Raw genomic sequence first — 17,637 nt, forward strand, 5'->3', positions numbered from 1 at the left:
TCTCAAAGACGTCGAGTGGCTCGGCGCCTTTCTCGAAGGCGCATGGCTCCAGCGCCCGGACTATCCGCGCGGCTCTGGATGCCTTGATTGGGGGAGGCACGAAAACATGGTAGGCAACGCGACGTCCGCGACATATCGGACGGGGCCTAAATACGCGGTGGATGGGGGGATCGGGGGTACCGCGGGCGCAATGACGCCAAAGCGAACCGTCGATGGCCCGCCGCTATGTCAACGCGGCGCCTTCTTTGCGCCGACTTTGCCCGCGTGAGTCCAGCGCTCTATCAGCTGGCGACGCTTATCGGGAGAAACGAACAGGAATCGGTTGAGTCCATCGACGAAATGGTTCTGTTCCGCCTTGCTCAGGTGGCAGAAACCGAGAAGCAACTGGGTGGTCTTCGCTTCGTTTGCTTCTTTCACGTTCCGGTATCCCATGCGCGGCGTGCAGGCGTGGGCCGTGCATCGACCTCTCGCGATGCAACGAGCCTAGGGATGCATGGGCGGCATAGCTATGGGACTGGGCCTATTCCCGACGACGGTCATTCATCCCGATCCGGATCGGCGGCGTTATAGCGCGCGGACTGCGATGCCGGTACAAGGCCGTGGCTGATGGCGTAACGGAAAACATCGGCATCGCGTTCGAGACCCAACTTCTTCATCGCCGCGTTTTTTTGCGTGCTGATCGTCTTGCGGCTACGTCCGACACGATTGCCGATTTCCATCACCGAAAGTCCTTCGGCGAATAAGCGGAGCACTTCCGCCTCGCGCTTGCTGAGCTTTTCGCTCGCTTCGCCCGGAACATCCGCTTCCCCGACGAAGGCTTCAACGATCCGGCGCACTTCCGGAGAAAGAAATTCCCGGCTTTCGTGCGCCATGTGGATCGCTGTCTCGAGATGAGCGTAATCGTCGGATTTGCTGACGACAGCGCGGACATCCATGTCCAGAATGCTGCGCAGTACCGTCGCGCTATCGACGCCCGTAAGCACGACCACGCTTACCGTAGGGAACCGCCGTTGCAGGAACCGAAGCAGGGAGATGCCATCCCCGTAGCGCCCCGCGGGCATCGAGAAATCGGTAACGACCACGTCGCAGGGGTTACTTCCCAGCAGTTCGACGAGCCGGGTCGAATCCGTGACCAGACCGATCACTTCGATACCCGCGAATGCCGAAAGAAGATGCTCCATGCCGGCAAGCATGGCCGGATGGTCATCGGCGACAGCAACCCGAATGGTCAAGCTCCGGCTCCTCGACGTCATCTCGCAGTGTGATCGCGATCTCGTGCCAACATCGGCACAAGGAATGAGCGGGCTGTCGTCGCCCGCTGTGTCGATATACTACGGCCGTTCGTGACGCGCCAGTTGGCGCGGGCAAGCCTTCTCTGGACCCAACGCTGGCGGTCACCATGGATAGCAAGCACATTCTCGTCGCCGTCGCCGATGACCATCCTGTCATCCTGCTCGGCATCGAAGCCGCGCTGGACGACATTCCGACGATCCGGCGAATCGGCTCCGTACGAAACTCGTCCGAACTGGTGGCTTTGCTGGATGCGCAACCCTGCCACGTCCTCGTCACCGACTATGCGATGCCCGGCGGCAGTTATGGCGACGGCCTGAACCTGCTCTCGTTTCTTGCCGAGCGATACCCGGACATCGCCATCGTAGTCATCACGTCCATGGATAAGCCGGTGCTGATCCGCACCCTGCTGGCCCGAGGCATCGACCATCTCCTCAGCAAGGCCGACGATATCTCGCACGTCGCCGCCGCCGTTCAGGCGGCGCATGTGCGGCGGCGTTATTTCTCGCCGACCATCGCCGCCATCGTGCAGGCGCTGTCGGGCGGCGAACCCATCACGAAATTGTCGGCGCGCGAAACCGAAGTGCTTTCGCTTTATGTGGCGGGCAACAGCATCAACGACATCGCAGAACGCCTTGGCCGGAGCAAGCAAACCGTCAGCACCCAGAAAGTAAGCGCCATGAGCAAATTGGGCATCGCTTCCGACGCGGACCTGTTCAAGTTCGCCGTCGAGGTGGGATTGGCCAAGCCGTCCGACGCACCCTGAAAGTAAACTGGCTACGACTTCATAAAGCACCGGAGAGGGATGTCATGACGGAAACCCGGATGGATGTGGGCAGGGCGAGCGAGGCCGATCTGGAAGGCATTCTCGAACTGCAGGAGGCAAATCAGATGACGCGTGGCGGTACGCTTTCGGCGAGTCTGCCGCGCGACCGCATCCAGTCAATGATGGACGCCATGCCGCTTATCGTGGCGCGGCGCGGTGGCCGCGTCACCGGATTCCTCATGACGACCACCCGGACGATGAATGCCGACCTGCCCATCATCAAGGCAATGTTCGCCGTCTACCACGGTTCGGCCGACGCTTATATCTACGGCCCCATCTGCGTCGATACGTCGGAGCGCGGCAAGGGACTGGCTCAGGCGATGTTTGCGGAACTTCGGCATCTGGAGCCTGGACGCGAAGGTATCCTTTTCATACGGGTCGACAATGAAGCATCGCTTCGTGCGCATGCGCGGATGGGCATGCACAAGGTCGCGGATTTCCAGTTCAACGGATTCGACTTCGCCGTTTTTTCTTATATTGGCTAGGACGCTTCCAGGAAGGTATCCGCTACGCACGAGATGAAGAACAGGACGGAGATAGTTTGAATGACGCAACCATCTCCGTCCTGCTTTCGGATGAAACGTAAAATCGAAGCATCCGGCGATTTACCGAGACAATTCCAAATTCCCGACAGGTATCGACGGCGGCTGCCCGCGCACGAGCGCCTTCACCACAAGACGGCACAGCAGAATAGACACGACAAACCAGATTAGCGCCACCAACGCGCTGAATCCTACGCCCGGTCTGAAGTAATCGACAACGGCCTGACCTATCCGAACCATGACATACGTAGAGCCGACCATGACCAGCGCACAAACCACCCATGCAGCCACGCTCGCGAGCAACAAGCGCAGGGGCCGGGTCAGTGGCATCGTCTTCGGTAGGCCAAGCAGTCCGCCGATGAAGGCTGGCAATACCAGCCCCGTGGACCCCGCATAGACTGCCAGCGGCAGCATTCCTGAGTCGTATCCGTAAGACGCGCCAAGCGAAAGTCCAACGGGAACGGCAAACTGCATGATCAGCAAGACCCACGACCAGGCAAACAGGCTGAAGATCAGCAATGCACGCCAGCGAAGATCGGCAGGATGAGATGCCGGCGTCTCGTACTTGCGCAGCAGACGAAAGACCAGCAACACCGGCAGGACGGCGAAAAGCATCTTGAGGATATGCCCTGCGATCGCATTGACGACGACCAGTACATTCATTCCCACGGTGCCCGCGTTTTTCGTAATCGCCTGCGTGATGAACCACCATGCAAAGCTCAGAAGCACGCTCAGAACCGCATAACCGACACCGATGCATATCGCGGCATATCCCGGCAAACCCCCGATCCGGCGCCGCTCCATGAGCCACTGGGTGCAGGCCACGCTGAAAGCAACGGAGACCACCATGGCGACGAACTCGTTACCCAGCACGCTGTACAGCGCACGCTGGGCAAAAGAATCGTCGCCGGACATGTCAGGCATGTGGAACACTCGGTAGACGCTGATTGCATCGAAGGCCAGGTTCACAAGAATGATGGCCAGCATCACCGCATATGGAAGAAGCGATGGCTTTTCCCTTGAAAACTGCACTATCCAAACTCCTTTATGAATCTATCGCTTAACTCAAATAATCACTATTGACGAAGTAAGCCACTTCAGACAGAAAGCGAAACGGATATTACACATCTTCCCATGCTTGATTCATTTAATCGGAAGTCCGCCCCTACCAGACACGCGTAAAATAATTCGTCCGCATCACGGGTAAGCCGTCGTGCCCGAAATATACGGCAAACGCGAAACATCGACGGTCCAGCTACCGACCAAAGGAGAAGTCGTCGATGACCGGGCCAGAGCCGGTACGCTCTGAATCGCACCTGCGATCAGCAGGATGGCAAAGAGCGCCTTCATGTGAGCTCCCCGTGGGTTGGTGGGCCGCAGGGTATGACAAAAGCGGAGTCCGGCAAAAGTCCCGGCAATCACGTCCGCTTTGGGTGGCGGACGTCACCTGCACGATCGCGCCGATGGGCTTGGTATTTAGTCCTGCACGATGTCGATCGTTCGCAGCCATACCTCGGCCAACCGAGGCCAGTCCGTGATCGGAAGCTGCGTCCGCCGCAGGCCGAAAGCATGGCCGCCGTGTGCGTACAGATGCATCTCCACCGGCACGTCGGCTTTCTTCAGCGCGGCGTAGTAAACCAGTGACTGGTTCACACCGTCCACGTTGTCGTCTTCTGCCTGCACCAAAAACGTGGGAGGCGTTTCACGGGAGACCGTAACATTGGAATTGAACGCCCCCTTGTCGGTCACGAGATGCCCCGGATAGATAGGCATAGCAAAATCCGGGCGGGCACTTTCCTTATCGGCAGCGTCTACGGGTGAGTACAAGCGCCGCTTATAGTTCGTACTGATTTCCGCCACCAGATACCCACCCGCTGAAAACCCGAGCACGCCAACCTTATGGGGATCGATGCGCCATTCCGCGGCATGAAAGCGCACCAACCTCATCGTTCTCTGGGCATCCTGCAACGAAGGCACCGACAGCTCGAAATTGTGCGGACGACAATCGCATTTCCAGACATAGGGCACACTCGGAACGCGATATTTCAACAGTACGCAGGTGATGCCCCTGGATGTCAGCCAGTCGCAGACCTCGGTGCCTTCGAGATCCATGGCCAGTATCTCGAAGCCGCCGCCCGGAAACACCACGACCGCAGCCCCCGTGTTCTTTCCCTTTGGGGCATAGACCGTCATCGTGGGCTGGGTCACATTCGTCACAGCCGTCACGGGTTTGCCTGCAATCAGATGATCTGTCCCCACGGTCATGGTTTCCGGCCCTGGCACGGGCTTTACGTCAGGTGCCGCTCCCGGCCATAAAGGCAATTGCGCATTCCCGGCGGTGGGCTGCCAGACCATCGTCTCCGCATATACGCTTCCGCTTGCAGCCAACAGGCACAGGGCGATGGCCCATAGTTTCATGATGTTTCTCCGTGTCGGCGCTCGGCCCAGGTTGCACGATCGAGGCTGGAAATCGGGTAGGACACCTCTGCCCAATCCTGCAGGTCGCTTCGGGCCTGCCGCGGTGGCTCCTGTGATTTTTTCGGGCAAGCCTGCTGCAAATGCCACCGAACATGCGGGAGAGGAAGCCGGATGCTCACATTCGCGACCCCGGTCTACGGACTGCGGATGTCACGCACATCTTCGCCGCTACGTTGGCTTTCGCCCGCAAGCGGGCTCCTACAAGGGAATCGCTCGACCGTGCCGCTCCTGTTGCGATCGTCGCCAGGGCTTCTCGTACATTGTCGGGAGTCCATGGTGTTTGCTACGGTATTCCCATACATCGGCCGATCCGGACAACTTGAACGCCTTTGCCGAAAGTGAACTTTCGGATTGTCTCCAGCCCCGCGAAGTACTTCTTCCGGCAGGACGCCAACATCCATGAATCTTGTTTCCGTTGCGTATCCCCACTCCGAACCGGAACTGGCGGTCATGCTATGTCTGCTCGAAGCGTATGGCATTCCTGCCTACGTACAGAATGGAGGTTTCGGAGGATTGCATCCCGGGCCTCAAATCGCGATGTACAACACGCGACGCATTGTGGTCCCGCGTGCCTTCGCGGAGGAAGCACGCGATGTATTGGCGGTGCTAGAACGCCCAGATGAATCGCCTCGCGAACCACAAGATTCACCCACCCCCGACAGGTGGCGGCTGGTGCTGGAGTTCTTCATTTTCGGCTGGTTCGTTCCGGGTTCCAGACGCCACAAGATGACAGTCGAAACATCGTAAGCGGAAGGACTATTCGTGGCTCGGCCGCATAGCGGAGTGCGTCGGTCAGACCGGGAACGAACAGGTAAGCCGGCGCACGATTGGCGCTTTGAGGCCCTTGCGAAAGTACCTCGAGGTCCTTCGTCAGTGCATAGAATTGCATGCCCGGAAGGGGACGAACGCCGCCATCCCCATCGGGTGGCTTAAAGTCCTTTGCAGTCTGATCGCCTGTTGAAATCAGATTTGTTTCCGAGCCCGAACCCCAGTCGAACAAGAACCAATAGCTTCGCCCGTTTGCGAGCAACAGCTGCATGGACAGGTCGGATATCCAATGGTAGCCATGTCGTACAAAGCGGATTTCGGTCTTTCCGTCGACAACCGCCACGTACCGCGCATCAACGATCTTGCAGTTCGGTGTGATGTCTACGGCCTTTGATGCGGCAGCCACAGAAGCGAACGCAAACGCGACACATATAAGCAGACTCGCAAAACCTCGCATGGCATCCCCCGTCCTTAAGACCGCGCATGCTACCAGCGCGGGAAGGCTCCATGACGGCTCCTGCCATAACGACAGACCTCCGGCCGTATCCGGCCCCAAAAGCGCCATAAAGTCTCGTCGGGTTCCTTGTAGACTTCCCACCAGGGAAACAGGGGACAGACCATGACGTACAGATACCTTATCGGGGCGCTTGCCCTGATGTTGCCGATCGCGAGCCATGCGCAGCTGCGCGTCGAACAGCTGAAGTCGCCGGTGGATCCGAAGGAAGCGGAGACGTACAAGGTCCCGCTCATCGTCGGCACGCCATCGGATGTCGCCGATCGCATCAACCTCTGGTTGCAGTACGAGCAACTGGATGTTATTGCCGGGCACTACAAGAAGTCGCCCTTCGAGCACGAAGACGGAAACTCGGGCACGACGAGCCTCGATTACAGCGTTCTGGACCAGACGCCAAACACGCTGTCGCTCGAGATCGGGGGCGAATACATGGGCGCCTACCCGAGCTCGGGTCACGTTCGCTACGTATTCGATCTCAATACCGGCCGGCCTGTCCGCATCGGCGACCTGTTTTCACCCGAAGGCATGGCTCGTTTCAGCAAGCGCGTGACTCGTGAGCGGATTGCGACGATCAATGAGACGATCGCCCAACCGGACCCCACGCGCACGAACGAAAAAGATCCCGAAGCCACGGACGATCTGAAGATGCAGCGCGAGCAGTACGAGGAGTGCAGCCAGAGTCTGGCTCAGAGCGGTCTGGACTATGACGCCCTGGTCCTTGCCGACGGCCACGTGAAAGTTCTCCGGGGTTGCGGCTTCCCACACGTGATCCAGGCGCTTGACGATATCGGCGAGATGGAGCACAGCGAGACCTATGCCGCCCTCTCCCACGACCTGAGCAGCTATGGACGATGCCTGCTCATCGACAAAAAGACCGACTGCAAGCTCCCCTCCAACAACGTTCATGCCGGCGTCTATCGCGGCAAGCTGGGTGGGCGCACGCCGATCACGTTGATGTTGGTATCGAACTATTCGAACGGTTACACGTCGTTCTATTTCTATGATCGCTACGGCACGCCGATCGGCCTCGAACTTACGCAGCCATCTCCGGGGAAAGTACGTCTGGAACGCCGCGACGATGCCGCCGCAAAGGACGCCGAAGGCAACGCACCGGTTCTTGAAACCTTCGACCTGACCCTCGGTGCGGATGGCGGCCTCACAGGCCAATGGATACAGCAGGGCAAGCCGCCGATGGCGGTTACGTTGCACTGAGCACTATTAGCGGCAGGGCCTGGCCCTGTCCCACTCTGAAAGTCTGGAACCGGGATGTTCATGGCTACGCGTATCTGGCTTTTGCCCTGCTTTCTTGCCTGCGTGTTCGTATCGACAGCCTATGCGGCCGATGCACCAGCCGCTCCGGCATTGCCGATACCGGCCGTGCCGCTCTTCGAGCATCTATATATTCCGGACATGCCGCCGCTTAACGCGAATGCAGCCGGCGAATTCGAATGGCTCGGCATCCGTATCGGGGCCGGAGCCGCGGCCGACTATCGATGCACCCGATACGCGACCTTGCGCATGCACTGGAATCCTTCCACGGGAAAGACCGGTGAAGATCCCGTTCTGCATGACGGCAAGCCGATGGAAGGATCGCCCGAGGGCCAGGTCGCGCTGGAAAACGGCGTGCTCTGGTTGACGAACAATACGTGTCCCGGCCAGGAGAAGGCCCAGTTCCATTTCCTTGGCAAGGACGGACGCCTGCTCGCAGTCGATACCGATCCCGGAATGGTGCAATACCCCCTGCAGGTTCAGGCGCTCTCGGCGACATCCGCCGCCCTTGTCATACCCGATCCGGTCTCGCGGTATCTGCGTGTGCACGTCGTCAGCGTGCGCGATGGCAAGTTGGTGGACGAAGCCATGCCGGAGCTTGCCATTCCCTATCGTCGGGATTTCGCGGCGACCGCCTATGGTTCCGGCAATCTGATGATTCTGGGCGGCTCCAATAGCGAATATCGTGGCTGCTCGCCATGCCGTTCGGACACCCATATCCTCGACGTCGCGACCCGGACCTGGAAGGACGGTCCCTCGATGCTCGAATCCCGTTCGGAACTCGACGCGACAACCCTGCCGGATGGCAGCGTGCTCGTCAGCGGCGGTTATACGCGGCTCGCCAACTGGAGCACTGGCCCGTCGCGCACGGCTGAACGATTGTTCCCGGTCGCCGACCATTTCGAAGCCATCGCACCGATGCCCGTGGGCAATGCGCGCCATCATGGTGTCTGGATGCCGGGAAGCGGGAACAAGATCCTGCTCATGGGAAGTGGCATTGGGAAGCATATCGCGGCCTATGACATCGCCAGCGGCACCTGGCGCGTCGTCGCTTCGAATACGCGGTCGAACAACGGTGGCGGTTGCGGCTTCTTTCCGTTTATGGCCGGTGGCCAGATGTATGCGTGGATACGAAATCAGAACGAAGCGAACGGCAAGTTCTACGATTGCATCGAGCAGAAACAGGCAGGGCTGGTCATGATCCGCCCGTTCGCGGACGATGTGCGTACGGCCGCTGTCTTCGACCCACAATTCCTCGCCATCAACCGCGGTTCGGCGGGCTTTCTCCCCGCCCAGGGCGAACTTCCCGCGCTTGCGATCGGCGGCGACAACACGGCCATGGTCGACGTCTTCGGCACCGACGGCCGTTTCGAGCCCGCACCCGAACTGCTGGATACGCGCAACGAAGGGAGGGTTCTGCGAATGCATGGCGGTGTGTTCGTTTTCGGCGGACACGTGAACCCGGACGAGAACCCCGACGCGGTGCCGATGGAGTGGCTGGAGTCAGGCGATCTCCGGCATTTCGGACGCTGGCGCCGCGTGGAGGGTACGCCACCGGCGAAGCTCGGCGCCGTCGCCGCGCTGAGCGACGGGAGCCTGATCGAAGTCGATGCCAAGGGTGATATCCATTTCATCACGCTGGATACCGCGCACGATCCTGTCACGCTGAAGCGCACGCCGGGACCGACGTTCGATGTTCCAAGACGTCCTTCCGAAGGCGCGCCGATCCTGATCCGACAGCTTGCCGACGGACGTATCGTGTTTGCCGGTGGCGAAACGAATGCATTGCGCGTGGCTCTGGTCACCGACGACGTGAACAAGCCGCAAGCCAGGGACACGTTCGCATTCCTCGGCACGTTCCAGCAGGCCGACACGTATACCGTCTACGATCCCAAAACGCAGCAATGGACCGCGTCGGCATCGGCCCTGCGGGTAGATGGCGTCATACGCATGTTCGGCAACGGACGCGTGGCCTGGTTCGGCGGTGCGCCTGCCGGTGGAGAGCCTCCTGCGGAGAAGTCCATCGTCGTGTCCAGCGCAACCGGAGATCGCTGGATTCCGCTGCGAGGCAAGTCGTTGCCGCATGTGGACCTCACAGGCTATATCGAGACGATCACGCTCGACGACGAGCTGTTCGTCAAAGGAAGCCTGCCGGCATCCGACAACGGACCGGGCAAGACCATCGTGGAATGGTTCGACCCGGAGGCGCTGACTTGGACCACCGTGTGGACTATCGACGACCAGCCCAGCGCCATCGCTACCTACAATCGCGTCAAGCTATGTCATTTGCCCAACGGCAAGACGGTCCTGTTGCCGGAGATGCACTCATGAAGAAGCTGGCCCTCTTTGTCGCCATGGCCAGCCTTGGCCTCGCAACGGTTATCCACGCCGATGACGACGCTACCGCATCCGGCAAGATACGCATGATCGTCGGCAACGACGTCGCCACATCCGACGAAGACTATGCGAATGGAAGCAACTGGCTGGCCCTCGATTGCGTCGCCAAAGGTTGCCAGCTTCTACCCGCGAAGCTTCAGATAAACCCCGGCCAGGGCGGCATGCACCTGCTTCATTTCAGCCTGGTCAAAGGCGACGCAGCCCATGTACAGGCATGGTTGCGTGTGGACGCCGCGCGACCGTGGATCAAACCCGGCCCGCTCGTCACATACGTCTCCGGCGAAACCGACATCAAGCATCCTGTCGGCGATATGTCCGTGGCGATCCCCACTCCCGGACATCAAGCCATGCTCGTCGGCTTGCTGGATCGCAGTCGCGAAACCGTGATGCTGCAATTGCGCGAGCCGGCTACACGGCAAATGCTCGACGCATTGACCACCTGCGCCTCGCCCGGCGACACCTCGTGGCTACGCTGGGCTGGCGACATCGATGGCGACGGCAAACCCGACTACCTGATCGTCTATCCACGCAGCGACAACGGCGTGCACGCGGTGCTCTATCTGTCGAGTGTCACCGCGGCCGGACAACTCGTCGGCGAAGCCGCTGTATTCGACTCGTCCTTGGCGTTTTCACGTTGCAGCGGTGAGGAATGGTCCCTGACTCGGTAACGCGACTGGACGCTCGGCTGCGGCATGCTGCGAAACAGTGCGGGCCGATCGGTTTCCAGCGCACCCACCGCTTCCAGCCATGGCTCCCGCGCGACGGTGGGCGTGCAAGGCCCCAGCGTGCAGATGCGAATGTCACGGTCGATCGCTTCCGTTCTCAGCTTGTCCAGAACGTCGCGCAGTATCGCACCCGTGAACGGCGTGTACAGATAGAACACCGTGCCTGCCGAGAGGTCGGCCTCCCGTGCATCCTGCTGGATAAAGGTCGCGCGACCGAGGTTCAGGGCTTGCGCGCAACGGCGGGCGCAATCGACATATGCCCCTTCCCATTCGATGCCTGTGCTTCGAGCGCCCGTACATATGGCGGCAAGCAACGGCACGTGACCCAGACCGGAGCCCAGATCGATCAGTACATCGCGCTCGTTTAGCGCACTGCGTTCCAGCATCCCGAATATGTGGCGAGCCGGCGTGGGTTGGTAGAACACCATCTCCGCCGCCAGCTCGGCAATTCGCGCATCGGGCTCGTCGATCTGCAGGACGCCGCTGATCAACGCGTCGAGATAGTCGTAACTGTCGCCGTTATGTCCATCGTCCGCACCGACCGCGATGGCCCATTCGCGCAATCGCGACGCGCCCTGCCCGTGCTGGATATCCTGACGGATGCTCTCGTAAAGCCTGCGATCGGCCGCTTCGAGACGGGCGCACAAAACCCCGATCCGGCCACGGAGTTCCGTATCCTCCGTCAGTTCGCCGGCGAGATAGGTTTCAAGACGATCGAGTACATCGCCGCGCTCGCGTAGCCGACCGGGTTCCAGCAGCGAATCGTCCCGCTCCAGCTCGTCGATAAGCGCATGCGGTGCACTCGTCATCCCTAGTTCTTCGGAAACCGGATCACGACGTCATTCAACGGAAGCTGACCATGACGGGGCTGCGGTTTATCGCTTTTCCATGCATCGCCCGTTCCGAATAGCTGCGCTTCGACTTCCGGTCCATAGAAGTCGTAACTTTCGAAGACATACGGAATACCCTCCGAACCTTCGAACGTCGCCGCGTTCGCCAGCTGGAAATGCAGATGGGGGGCGGCCGAATTTCCCGATTGCCCCAGATGCGCGAGGACCTGCCCCTTACTGACGCGATCGCCGACTTTGACCTTCACGCTTCCGCGCTGAAGATGGGCATAGTCCGCAAAGGTATCCGGACCGATTTTCAGGATCACGTAGTTACCGAACAATCCGTTGGCCGTCAGGGACGCGGGTTCGGGCTGCCCGGTGAGCGGCGCGTGTTCCTCTTCGCCGTCTCGCGCACCGACGACGGTGCCGTCGGCCACGGCGATGACATCGGCGCCGTAACCGATCCAGTCCGCGTAAACGGTTTTCTGGATATTGGCGACACCCTTGCGGATCGCACGACCCGAGTCGTCCACACCCACCAGATCCAACGCGTATCGCTGTGGAATGGTCAGGTCGCCATTCACCGCCACGAGACTTCCCCAGTGATGCGAGCCCGATGCACCGGGCCCTTCGTGCGCCAGCCACCGCCCACCCCGAAGCGGTGCGCCAATGGTCTGCACTTTGTTTTCACTGACCGGCACCCGTACCCCATCGAGAATGGCAACGCCGTTCTTGTCGGTTCCGAACTCCACGCGATGGTGCAAGACTTTCGGTATGGCCGCGCCTTGCGGCAACGTGATCCATAGATAGATCACGCCACGCTTGCCAGGGGGAATGGATGCCGAAGCACCCTCGGCCGGCGCGGGCCGGATTAAACCGGACACCGCAGCCTGATCCAGCTTGAGCAATGGCTGCGTTGCATCGTCGCCGAAGACCAGCACCGTCGAAGGCTTCAACGGACCTGTATCGCCATAGAAGTTGGTTATGTGCAGCTCGTAGGCAAGATGCGTTGCGCCATCGCTACCCACGAACGGACTGGGTGCAAAGGGTACGCGGGCTTCGACGGGCGCCAATGCTTCCTGGGCGAAAGTCAGGCCGGGCAACGACGACATGCATACGACGAGTGCGGCAATCAATCGGATCACTAGCGAGCATCCTCTGCGAGAGCTTTCAGGGAACGGAGTACATCGGGAAAATCCGCGGTCACCATCGGACCGAACTCGCTGGCTGCATGACCGGTCACCTCCGTGGCATACGTGATCCGGGTATGTCCGGACGGGAGACTTTCAATCCGGTGATACACGACGACGCGCGTACCGTCGATCGACGTCTCGTCCGTAAAGCCTTTGTTCTGCGTAACCTCGATCAACGTGCTTTCGAAGGCGTCGTCGCCCGGCGGCTTCATCGTGAAGCGGGTGCCTTTGGCGAATGGGCCATGGATATCGATGCTTTCAATGCCCGCGTTCCATGCCTTCCATCCGGGTACGTCCGAAAACAATGCCCATATCCGTTCGGGCGATGCCGTCGTCTCGATGCTTTCTTCGTGAGTCCACATAAGTTTTCCCGATGAGTAGTCGCACAAACAAGGTCAGTCGTTCTGCGATGGATTGCAGGCTTTTTCACAGGCGAACCATGCCTTACCACTCGAATAGTCGAGTGTCATCGCGAAATGCATGAAAACATTGGCGCCGACCGCCCCTTGTACCGGCTCGTCCGTGTAGGAGGACATGTGGCCATCGGCTGTCGAAAATGCTGCATCGGGACGCTCGGTGAACCAGACGGGCCCGATGGTCCAGCCAGCAATCTGCACTTTGGGAACTTCGATCAGCCTTGCTGTGAACTTGCCGGCCAGCTCGTCGCCATCGATTACAACCCGCCAATCGGGATGGAGGCGCCGCCAGCTGTCGAACACACTGGTAATGACGTAACTGGTTACGCCCGTGCCACGGATCGTCGGCGTGCCGCTCGCTTCGGCACCAGCCTTGGTCGGTTTGGCCGTGGCACCTGTATCCAGAAGCATCTGCAGCGGATGGCCGTCGACCAGCAACGTGATGCGGGCCATGCCGGTCGCGATTCGCCCCTGTGCATTCCGAAGTAAGCCAAGGTCCGCCTTATGGCTATTCCGGACCGCCGCAGGCCGCCAGTTCGTCGGCTCCAGCCAGAGTTGTTGTCGCAGATAATCGAACGTCCAGGTGTATCTGGGAAGATAGCCCGCTCCAAGCTGTCCGTCTTCGCCATCAATACTTCCGCCGCCATTCGTTACCAACGCCACGGCTCCGCACGGCGTGCCCGGAACGACCGGCAAACCTTTGCCCGATACGAAGGGGATGGGCCCGACGACGTCCGCGTGTTCATCGCCGATAGCGCAGGACGTCACCGGCAGTTTCAACCGCTGCGCTGCCTTTCCCTCAATGACGTAAAAGCCGCTTCCACCGCCACCGCCCGTATCGACAATGAGTCTCAGATTTTTGCCGTCTGGCATTTTCGGCACGGCATAGAAATGTCCCGCCTCATACACCGTCGGCATCAGTACGCGTTGTTGCGCGTGAACACCGCCGATGGACGTTGCCATGACGAGCAGGGTCACGGGGACGAATCGGACCATTCCCTTTCCTTAGATGGGCTATCGCTAACGATATTCTGGCATCGCCCCCGTACGGCGAACAGGGTCATCCGTCGTGGCTGTAGACGATGAAACCCAGATGCTTTGCGACCGAATCGTACAGGCGGCGACCGGCCAGGTTCGTCTCGTGCGTCTGCCAGTAGACCCGCTTTATGCCTGCCGCTTTCGCCTCTGCGTATACGCCCTCGATCAGCAACCGTCCGATGCCTCTGCCCCGTTCCGATTCCACGGTGAAGAGGTCTTGCAGATAGCACGTCAGTTCCAGCCGCGTGGTGCTGCGATGGAACAGGTAGTGCGTGATGCCAAGCAACTTGCCGTCCGCTTCCGCGACGAGCGCAAAAACCGGTTCGGCCGGATCGAAAAATCTCTGCCACGTGGCCTGCGTGATTTCAGATGGCAAAGCGGTTGCGTCGTGCCGTCCGTAGAACGCGTTGTAGCCATCCCATAGCGGCTTCCAGGCCGGGTAGTCGTCTTGCTGGATCGCACGTACGAAAACGGCTGGCGACATGGCGGCGGGGACTCCGGGTTTGGGATTCCGAGTTTAGCTTCGCTTCGCCTCCCAACCCGGCCGCCCGTGCGGCAGACCCCGTCGCGACCTTATGCCGCACGCCCCCGGGCGGGCTTCGGCAGGGGCAAGAAACCGGTTTCAGCCGCATGGGAGCGTCGATCTGACAGTCCCGCAACAGATTTATGACGAATCATTGACGCGGTGCAGCATGTGACATAGCCTGAGTTTGTCCCAGACATTTATCGAAAAATGCTGCGACGCAGGATCAAAGGGGAGGGAGCAACACTCATGAGAGGAATCGACTTGCCGTAACTGTCCGATTGGGGAGACACAATGAAAGAACGACTTTTGCGATGTCCGCTGGCAGCCGCACTGCTGCCCTTGCTAGGCACTAGCCTTGCCCTCGCCGCTACCGTGGCCTGGGCCGACGACACCGTCGATCCCGCAACACCCCAAAATGCCAGACAGCTCCAGCAAGTTGTCGTTACCGGCACCCGGTCCACTAACCGCACCGAAGCCGAATCACTTGCACCCATCGACGTGCTGACCCCCGCGGATCTCACCGCCAGCGGCAGCACCGACCTCGCCAGCGCGCTAAGTACCTTGTTGCCCTCGCTGGATTTCCCACGCCCCGCCATCAACGATGGCAACGATGCCATCCGTCCCGCCACGCTGCGCGGCCTGTCGCCCGACCAGGTGTTGGTGCTGGTGGATGGCAAGCGATATCACACCACCAGTCTGGTCAACTACAACTCGTCCGTCGGGCGCGGTTCGGCGCCTGTCGACCTCAACTCCATCCCGATCGCCGCGATCGACCACATCGAAGTACTTCGCGATGGCGCGACCGCGCAGTACGGTTCCGACGCTATCGCCGGCGTCATCAACGTGGTGCTCAAACACGGTGGCGGCCCCGGAACCAACAGCATCACCGCCACGGGCGGCGTCATGGACAAGGGCGACGGTGCGCAGAACGGCATACAGGGTTCTGTCGGCATTCCGCTGAGCGGTCCCGAGGGCAGCGCACCCGGCTGGGTGCGGCTGGCGTGGAACTACCAGAACGCGATGAACACCAATCGCGCCGAGAACAAGGACGTGGCCACCACCATCGCGGGGGCGCCCAATCCCAGCGGCATTCCCTACGAACGCTACGGCGATCCGGCGGTGAAGACGTATCAGATGCTGCTTAACTTCGGCTACAACCTGACGCCGAATATCGAGCTGTACGGGTATCTCAACGCAAGCAAACGCGACGTAACGTCCAACGGTTACTACCGCGCTTACAACTCGGCACGCAACGTCCCGCAGATCTATCCCAACGGCTTCCTGCCGCAGATCATCAACCATAGCAACGACATTGCCGCCGTGGTTGGCGTCAAGGGCAAGACCGATGGCGGCTGGCGCTGGGATCTCTCGGCCGATTACGGCGAGAACAACCTGGGATTCGATATCCAGAACAGCGTCAACACCAATCTGTACAACACGCTGGGTTACTCGCCGACGTATTTCAATGCAGGCACGTTTCGTAACAAGCAGGGTGTGGTCAACCTCGACCTGAGCAAGGATTTCAACTGGGGTTTCCTGCCCAATCCGGTCACGGTGGCTTTCGGTGGCGAGTACCGCAAAGAGAAATACGTCATCGATTCGGGCGATCCGGATTCGTATTTCTTCGATCCCAACACGCTCATCCCGGGAACCACGACACCGTATGCCGGCGGCTCGCAGGTATATCCGGGTCTCACGCCCAGCGTTGCCGGAAATTTCGGCCGGCATAGCGAAGCGGCTTACGTGGATATGGAAACCGATCTCACCAGCAAGCTTTCCGCCGGTGTGGCCGCCCGTTACGAAAACTACAGCGATGCCGGCTCGACCCGTTCGGGCAAGATCTCCGCACGCTATCAGTTCACCGATACGTTCGCTTTGCGCGGCACTGTATCCAATGGCTTCCGTGCACCCTCCCTGGCCCAGCAGAACTACGAGTCGGTAGTGACCCTGATCCAGAACGGCCAGCTCGCGCAGATCGGTACCTTCCGTACGTCCGATCCGGCCGCCATCGCACTGGGCGCGAAACCGCTGAAACCGGAGAAGTCGACCAACTACGGTCTGGGCGCGGTGTGGCAGCCGCTCGACAATTTCAGCGCGACGCTGGACCTGTACCAGATTCGTATCTGGAACCAGATTCTCTACTCCGATCAGATTGCCGTCGATCCGACGCCAACCAGTCAGGTCACCGGTGCACAGTTCTTCGTCAACGGCGCGACCTCGCGTACCCGGGGCGCGGACCTGCTTACCAGCTACCGGCTGGACTTCAACGACTACGGCAAGCTCAACCTGACCTTCGGCGGCAATTACAACAAAACGAAGGTTCTCGCTGTTTCGACGCCTGCATTCGGTCGCGCCAGCCAGGGTCTGCTCACCGACGCGACACCGCACACAAAGTACGTGTTCGGTGCCGACTGGTTGTTCCACGACTTCAATCTGCACGGCAACCTGACGCGTTACGGCTCGGTAACGCGCCGTGGCGATGCACAGGATGGCAGCCAGGATCAGACGTTCTCGTCTCGATGGCTGCTGGATCTTGCCGCGAGCTACAACCTCAAGGACTGGACGTTCACCGTGGGTGCCGACAACGTCACCAACCAGTACCCGACCAAGGCTGCGCTCAACAACGTCTACGAAGACCGTGCGGACGGTCTGCAGTATTCCGCGTTGTCGCCGTTCGGTTTCAACGGCCGTTATTTGTACGGCAGGGTCACGTTCCGCTTCTGATCGCTTCGCTCGCAGCGTCGCCGTTCCGGCCTGGGCCGGAGCGGTGGCGTTGCCATCGAGAACGGGCGCTCTTCGACTTTCCAGAGGTGATCGATGCAAGA

General features: G+C 60.1%; 17 protein-coding genes. 7 read left to right on the plus strand and 10 right to left on the minus strand.

Annotation, left to right across the window (positions count from 1 at the left end; genetic code table 11):
- Positions 1-228: 228 nt before the first annotated feature.
- Positions 229-417: a hypothetical protein gene (locus EC912_RS07900; RefSeq protein ID WP_132142581.1), complete on the minus strand. Its 189-nt coding sequence runs from the start codon at positions 415-417 to the stop codon at positions 229-231.
- Between the two features lie 119 nt (positions 418-536).
- Positions 537-1,232 carry a response regulator transcription factor gene (locus tag EC912_RS07905; protein WP_165973534.1) on the minus strand — a complete coding sequence of 232 codons (696 nt, stop codon included), beginning with the start codon at positions 1,230-1,232 and terminating at the stop codon, positions 537-539.
- A gap of 167 nt (positions 1,233-1,399) precedes the next feature.
- Between EC912_RS07905 and EC912_RS07910 the strand changes: the two genes are divergently transcribed.
- Positions 1,400-2,056: a response regulator transcription factor gene (locus EC912_RS07910; RefSeq protein ID WP_132142583.1), complete on the plus strand. Its 657-nt coding sequence runs from the start codon at positions 1,400-1,402 to the stop codon at positions 2,054-2,056.
- Positions 2,057-2,100: 44 nt separating this feature from the next.
- Entirely contained in the window at positions 2,101-2,601 is a 501-nt protein-coding gene (locus EC912_RS07915; RefSeq protein ID WP_207906785.1) for a GNAT family N-acetyltransferase, read from the plus strand.
- 120 nt (positions 2,602-2,721) lie between these two features.
- Here EC912_RS07915 and EC912_RS07920 read toward each other — a convergent pair whose 3' ends face one another.
- The 3 genes from EC912_RS07920 to EC912_RS07925 form a co-directional block, all read right to left on the minus strand.
- Positions 2,722-3,690: a hypothetical protein gene (locus EC912_RS07920; RefSeq protein WP_132142584.1), complete on the minus strand. Its 969-nt coding sequence runs from the start codon at positions 3,688-3,690 to the stop codon at positions 2,722-2,724.
- 165 nt (positions 3,691-3,855) lie between these two features.
- Positions 3,856-4,008: a hypothetical protein gene (locus EC912_RS19520; RefSeq protein WP_207906786.1), complete on the minus strand. Its 153-nt coding sequence runs from the start codon at positions 4,006-4,008 to the stop codon at positions 3,856-3,858.
- A gap of 126 nt (positions 4,009-4,134) precedes the next feature.
- Positions 4,135-5,076, minus strand: coding sequence for an alpha/beta hydrolase (locus EC912_RS07925; RefSeq protein WP_132142585.1), 942 nt, complete (start codon positions 5,074-5,076; stop codon positions 4,135-4,137).
- A gap of 459 nt (positions 5,077-5,535) precedes the next feature.
- Here EC912_RS07925 and EC912_RS07930 point away from each other — a divergent pair, with 459 nt between their 5' ends.
- From EC912_RS07930 to EC912_RS07945, 4 genes are all read left to right on the plus strand, one after another.
- On the plus strand, positions 5,536-5,883 hold the full coding sequence (locus EC912_RS07930) for a hypothetical protein (protein ID WP_132142586.1): 348 nt from the start codon (positions 5,536-5,538) through the stop codon (positions 5,881-5,883).
- 640 nt (positions 5,884-6,523) lie between these two features.
- Complete coding sequence (locus EC912_RS07935; RefSeq protein ID WP_132142587.1) at positions 6,524-7,630, plus strand: hypothetical protein; 1,107 nt, start codon at positions 6,524-6,526, stop codon at positions 7,628-7,630.
- Between the two features lie 60 nt (positions 7,631-7,690).
- Positions 7,691-10,018 carry a kelch repeat-containing protein gene (locus EC912_RS07940; RefSeq protein ID WP_165973535.1) on the plus strand — a complete coding sequence of 776 codons (2,328 nt, stop codon included), beginning with the start codon at positions 7,691-7,693 and terminating at the stop codon, positions 10,016-10,018.
- Complete coding sequence (locus EC912_RS07945; RefSeq protein WP_132142590.1) at positions 10,015-10,752, plus strand: hypothetical protein; 738 nt, start codon at positions 10,015-10,017, stop codon at positions 10,750-10,752. The genes EC912_RS07940 and EC912_RS07945 overlap by 4 nt, the downstream gene beginning before the upstream one ends.
- Here the strand turns inward: EC912_RS07945 and EC912_RS07950 are convergent.
- The 5 genes from EC912_RS07950 to EC912_RS07970 form a co-directional block, all read right to left on the minus strand.
- Positions 10,641-11,618 (minus strand): class I SAM-dependent methyltransferase, encoded by a 978-nt coding sequence (locus EC912_RS07950; protein WP_132142592.1) that lies wholly within the window; start codon positions 11,616-11,618, stop codon positions 10,641-10,643. The two genes, EC912_RS07945 and EC912_RS07950, sit on opposite strands and share 112 nt — an antisense overlap.
- Before the next feature lie 2 nt (positions 11,619-11,620).
- On the minus strand, positions 11,621-12,784 hold the full coding sequence (locus EC912_RS07955) for a M23 family metallopeptidase (protein WP_132142594.1): 1,164 nt from the start codon (positions 12,782-12,784) through the stop codon (positions 11,621-11,623).
- Positions 12,784-13,194, minus strand: a complete 411-nt coding sequence (locus EC912_RS07960; protein ID WP_132142596.1) for an SRPBCC family protein — start codon at positions 13,192-13,194, stop codon at positions 12,784-12,786. The genes EC912_RS07955 and EC912_RS07960 overlap by 1 nt, the downstream gene beginning before the upstream one ends.
- 33 nt (positions 13,195-13,227) lie before the next feature.
- Positions 13,228-14,226, minus strand: a complete 999-nt coding sequence (locus EC912_RS07965) for a hypothetical protein (RefSeq protein WP_132142598.1) — start codon at positions 14,224-14,226, stop codon at positions 13,228-13,230.
- Positions 14,227-14,308: 82 nt separating this feature from the next.
- Positions 14,309-14,770 carry a GNAT family N-acetyltransferase gene (locus tag EC912_RS07970; protein ID WP_132142600.1) on the minus strand — a complete coding sequence of 154 codons (462 nt, stop codon included), beginning with the start codon at positions 14,768-14,770 and terminating at the stop codon, positions 14,309-14,311.
- Positions 14,771-15,103: 333 nt separating this feature from the next.
- Here EC912_RS07970 and EC912_RS07975 point away from each other — a divergent pair, with 333 nt between their 5' ends.
- Positions 15,104-17,536, plus strand: coding sequence for a TonB-dependent receptor plug domain-containing protein (locus EC912_RS07975; protein WP_132142602.1), 2,433 nt, complete (start codon positions 15,104-15,106; stop codon positions 17,534-17,536).
- Positions 17,537-17,637: the final 101 nt, after the last annotated feature.

Source organism: Luteibacter rhizovicinus (genome assembly GCF_004342265.1).
GTDB lineage: Bacteria > Pseudomonadota > Gammaproteobacteria > Xanthomonadales > Rhodanobacteraceae > Luteibacter > Luteibacter rhizovicinus_B.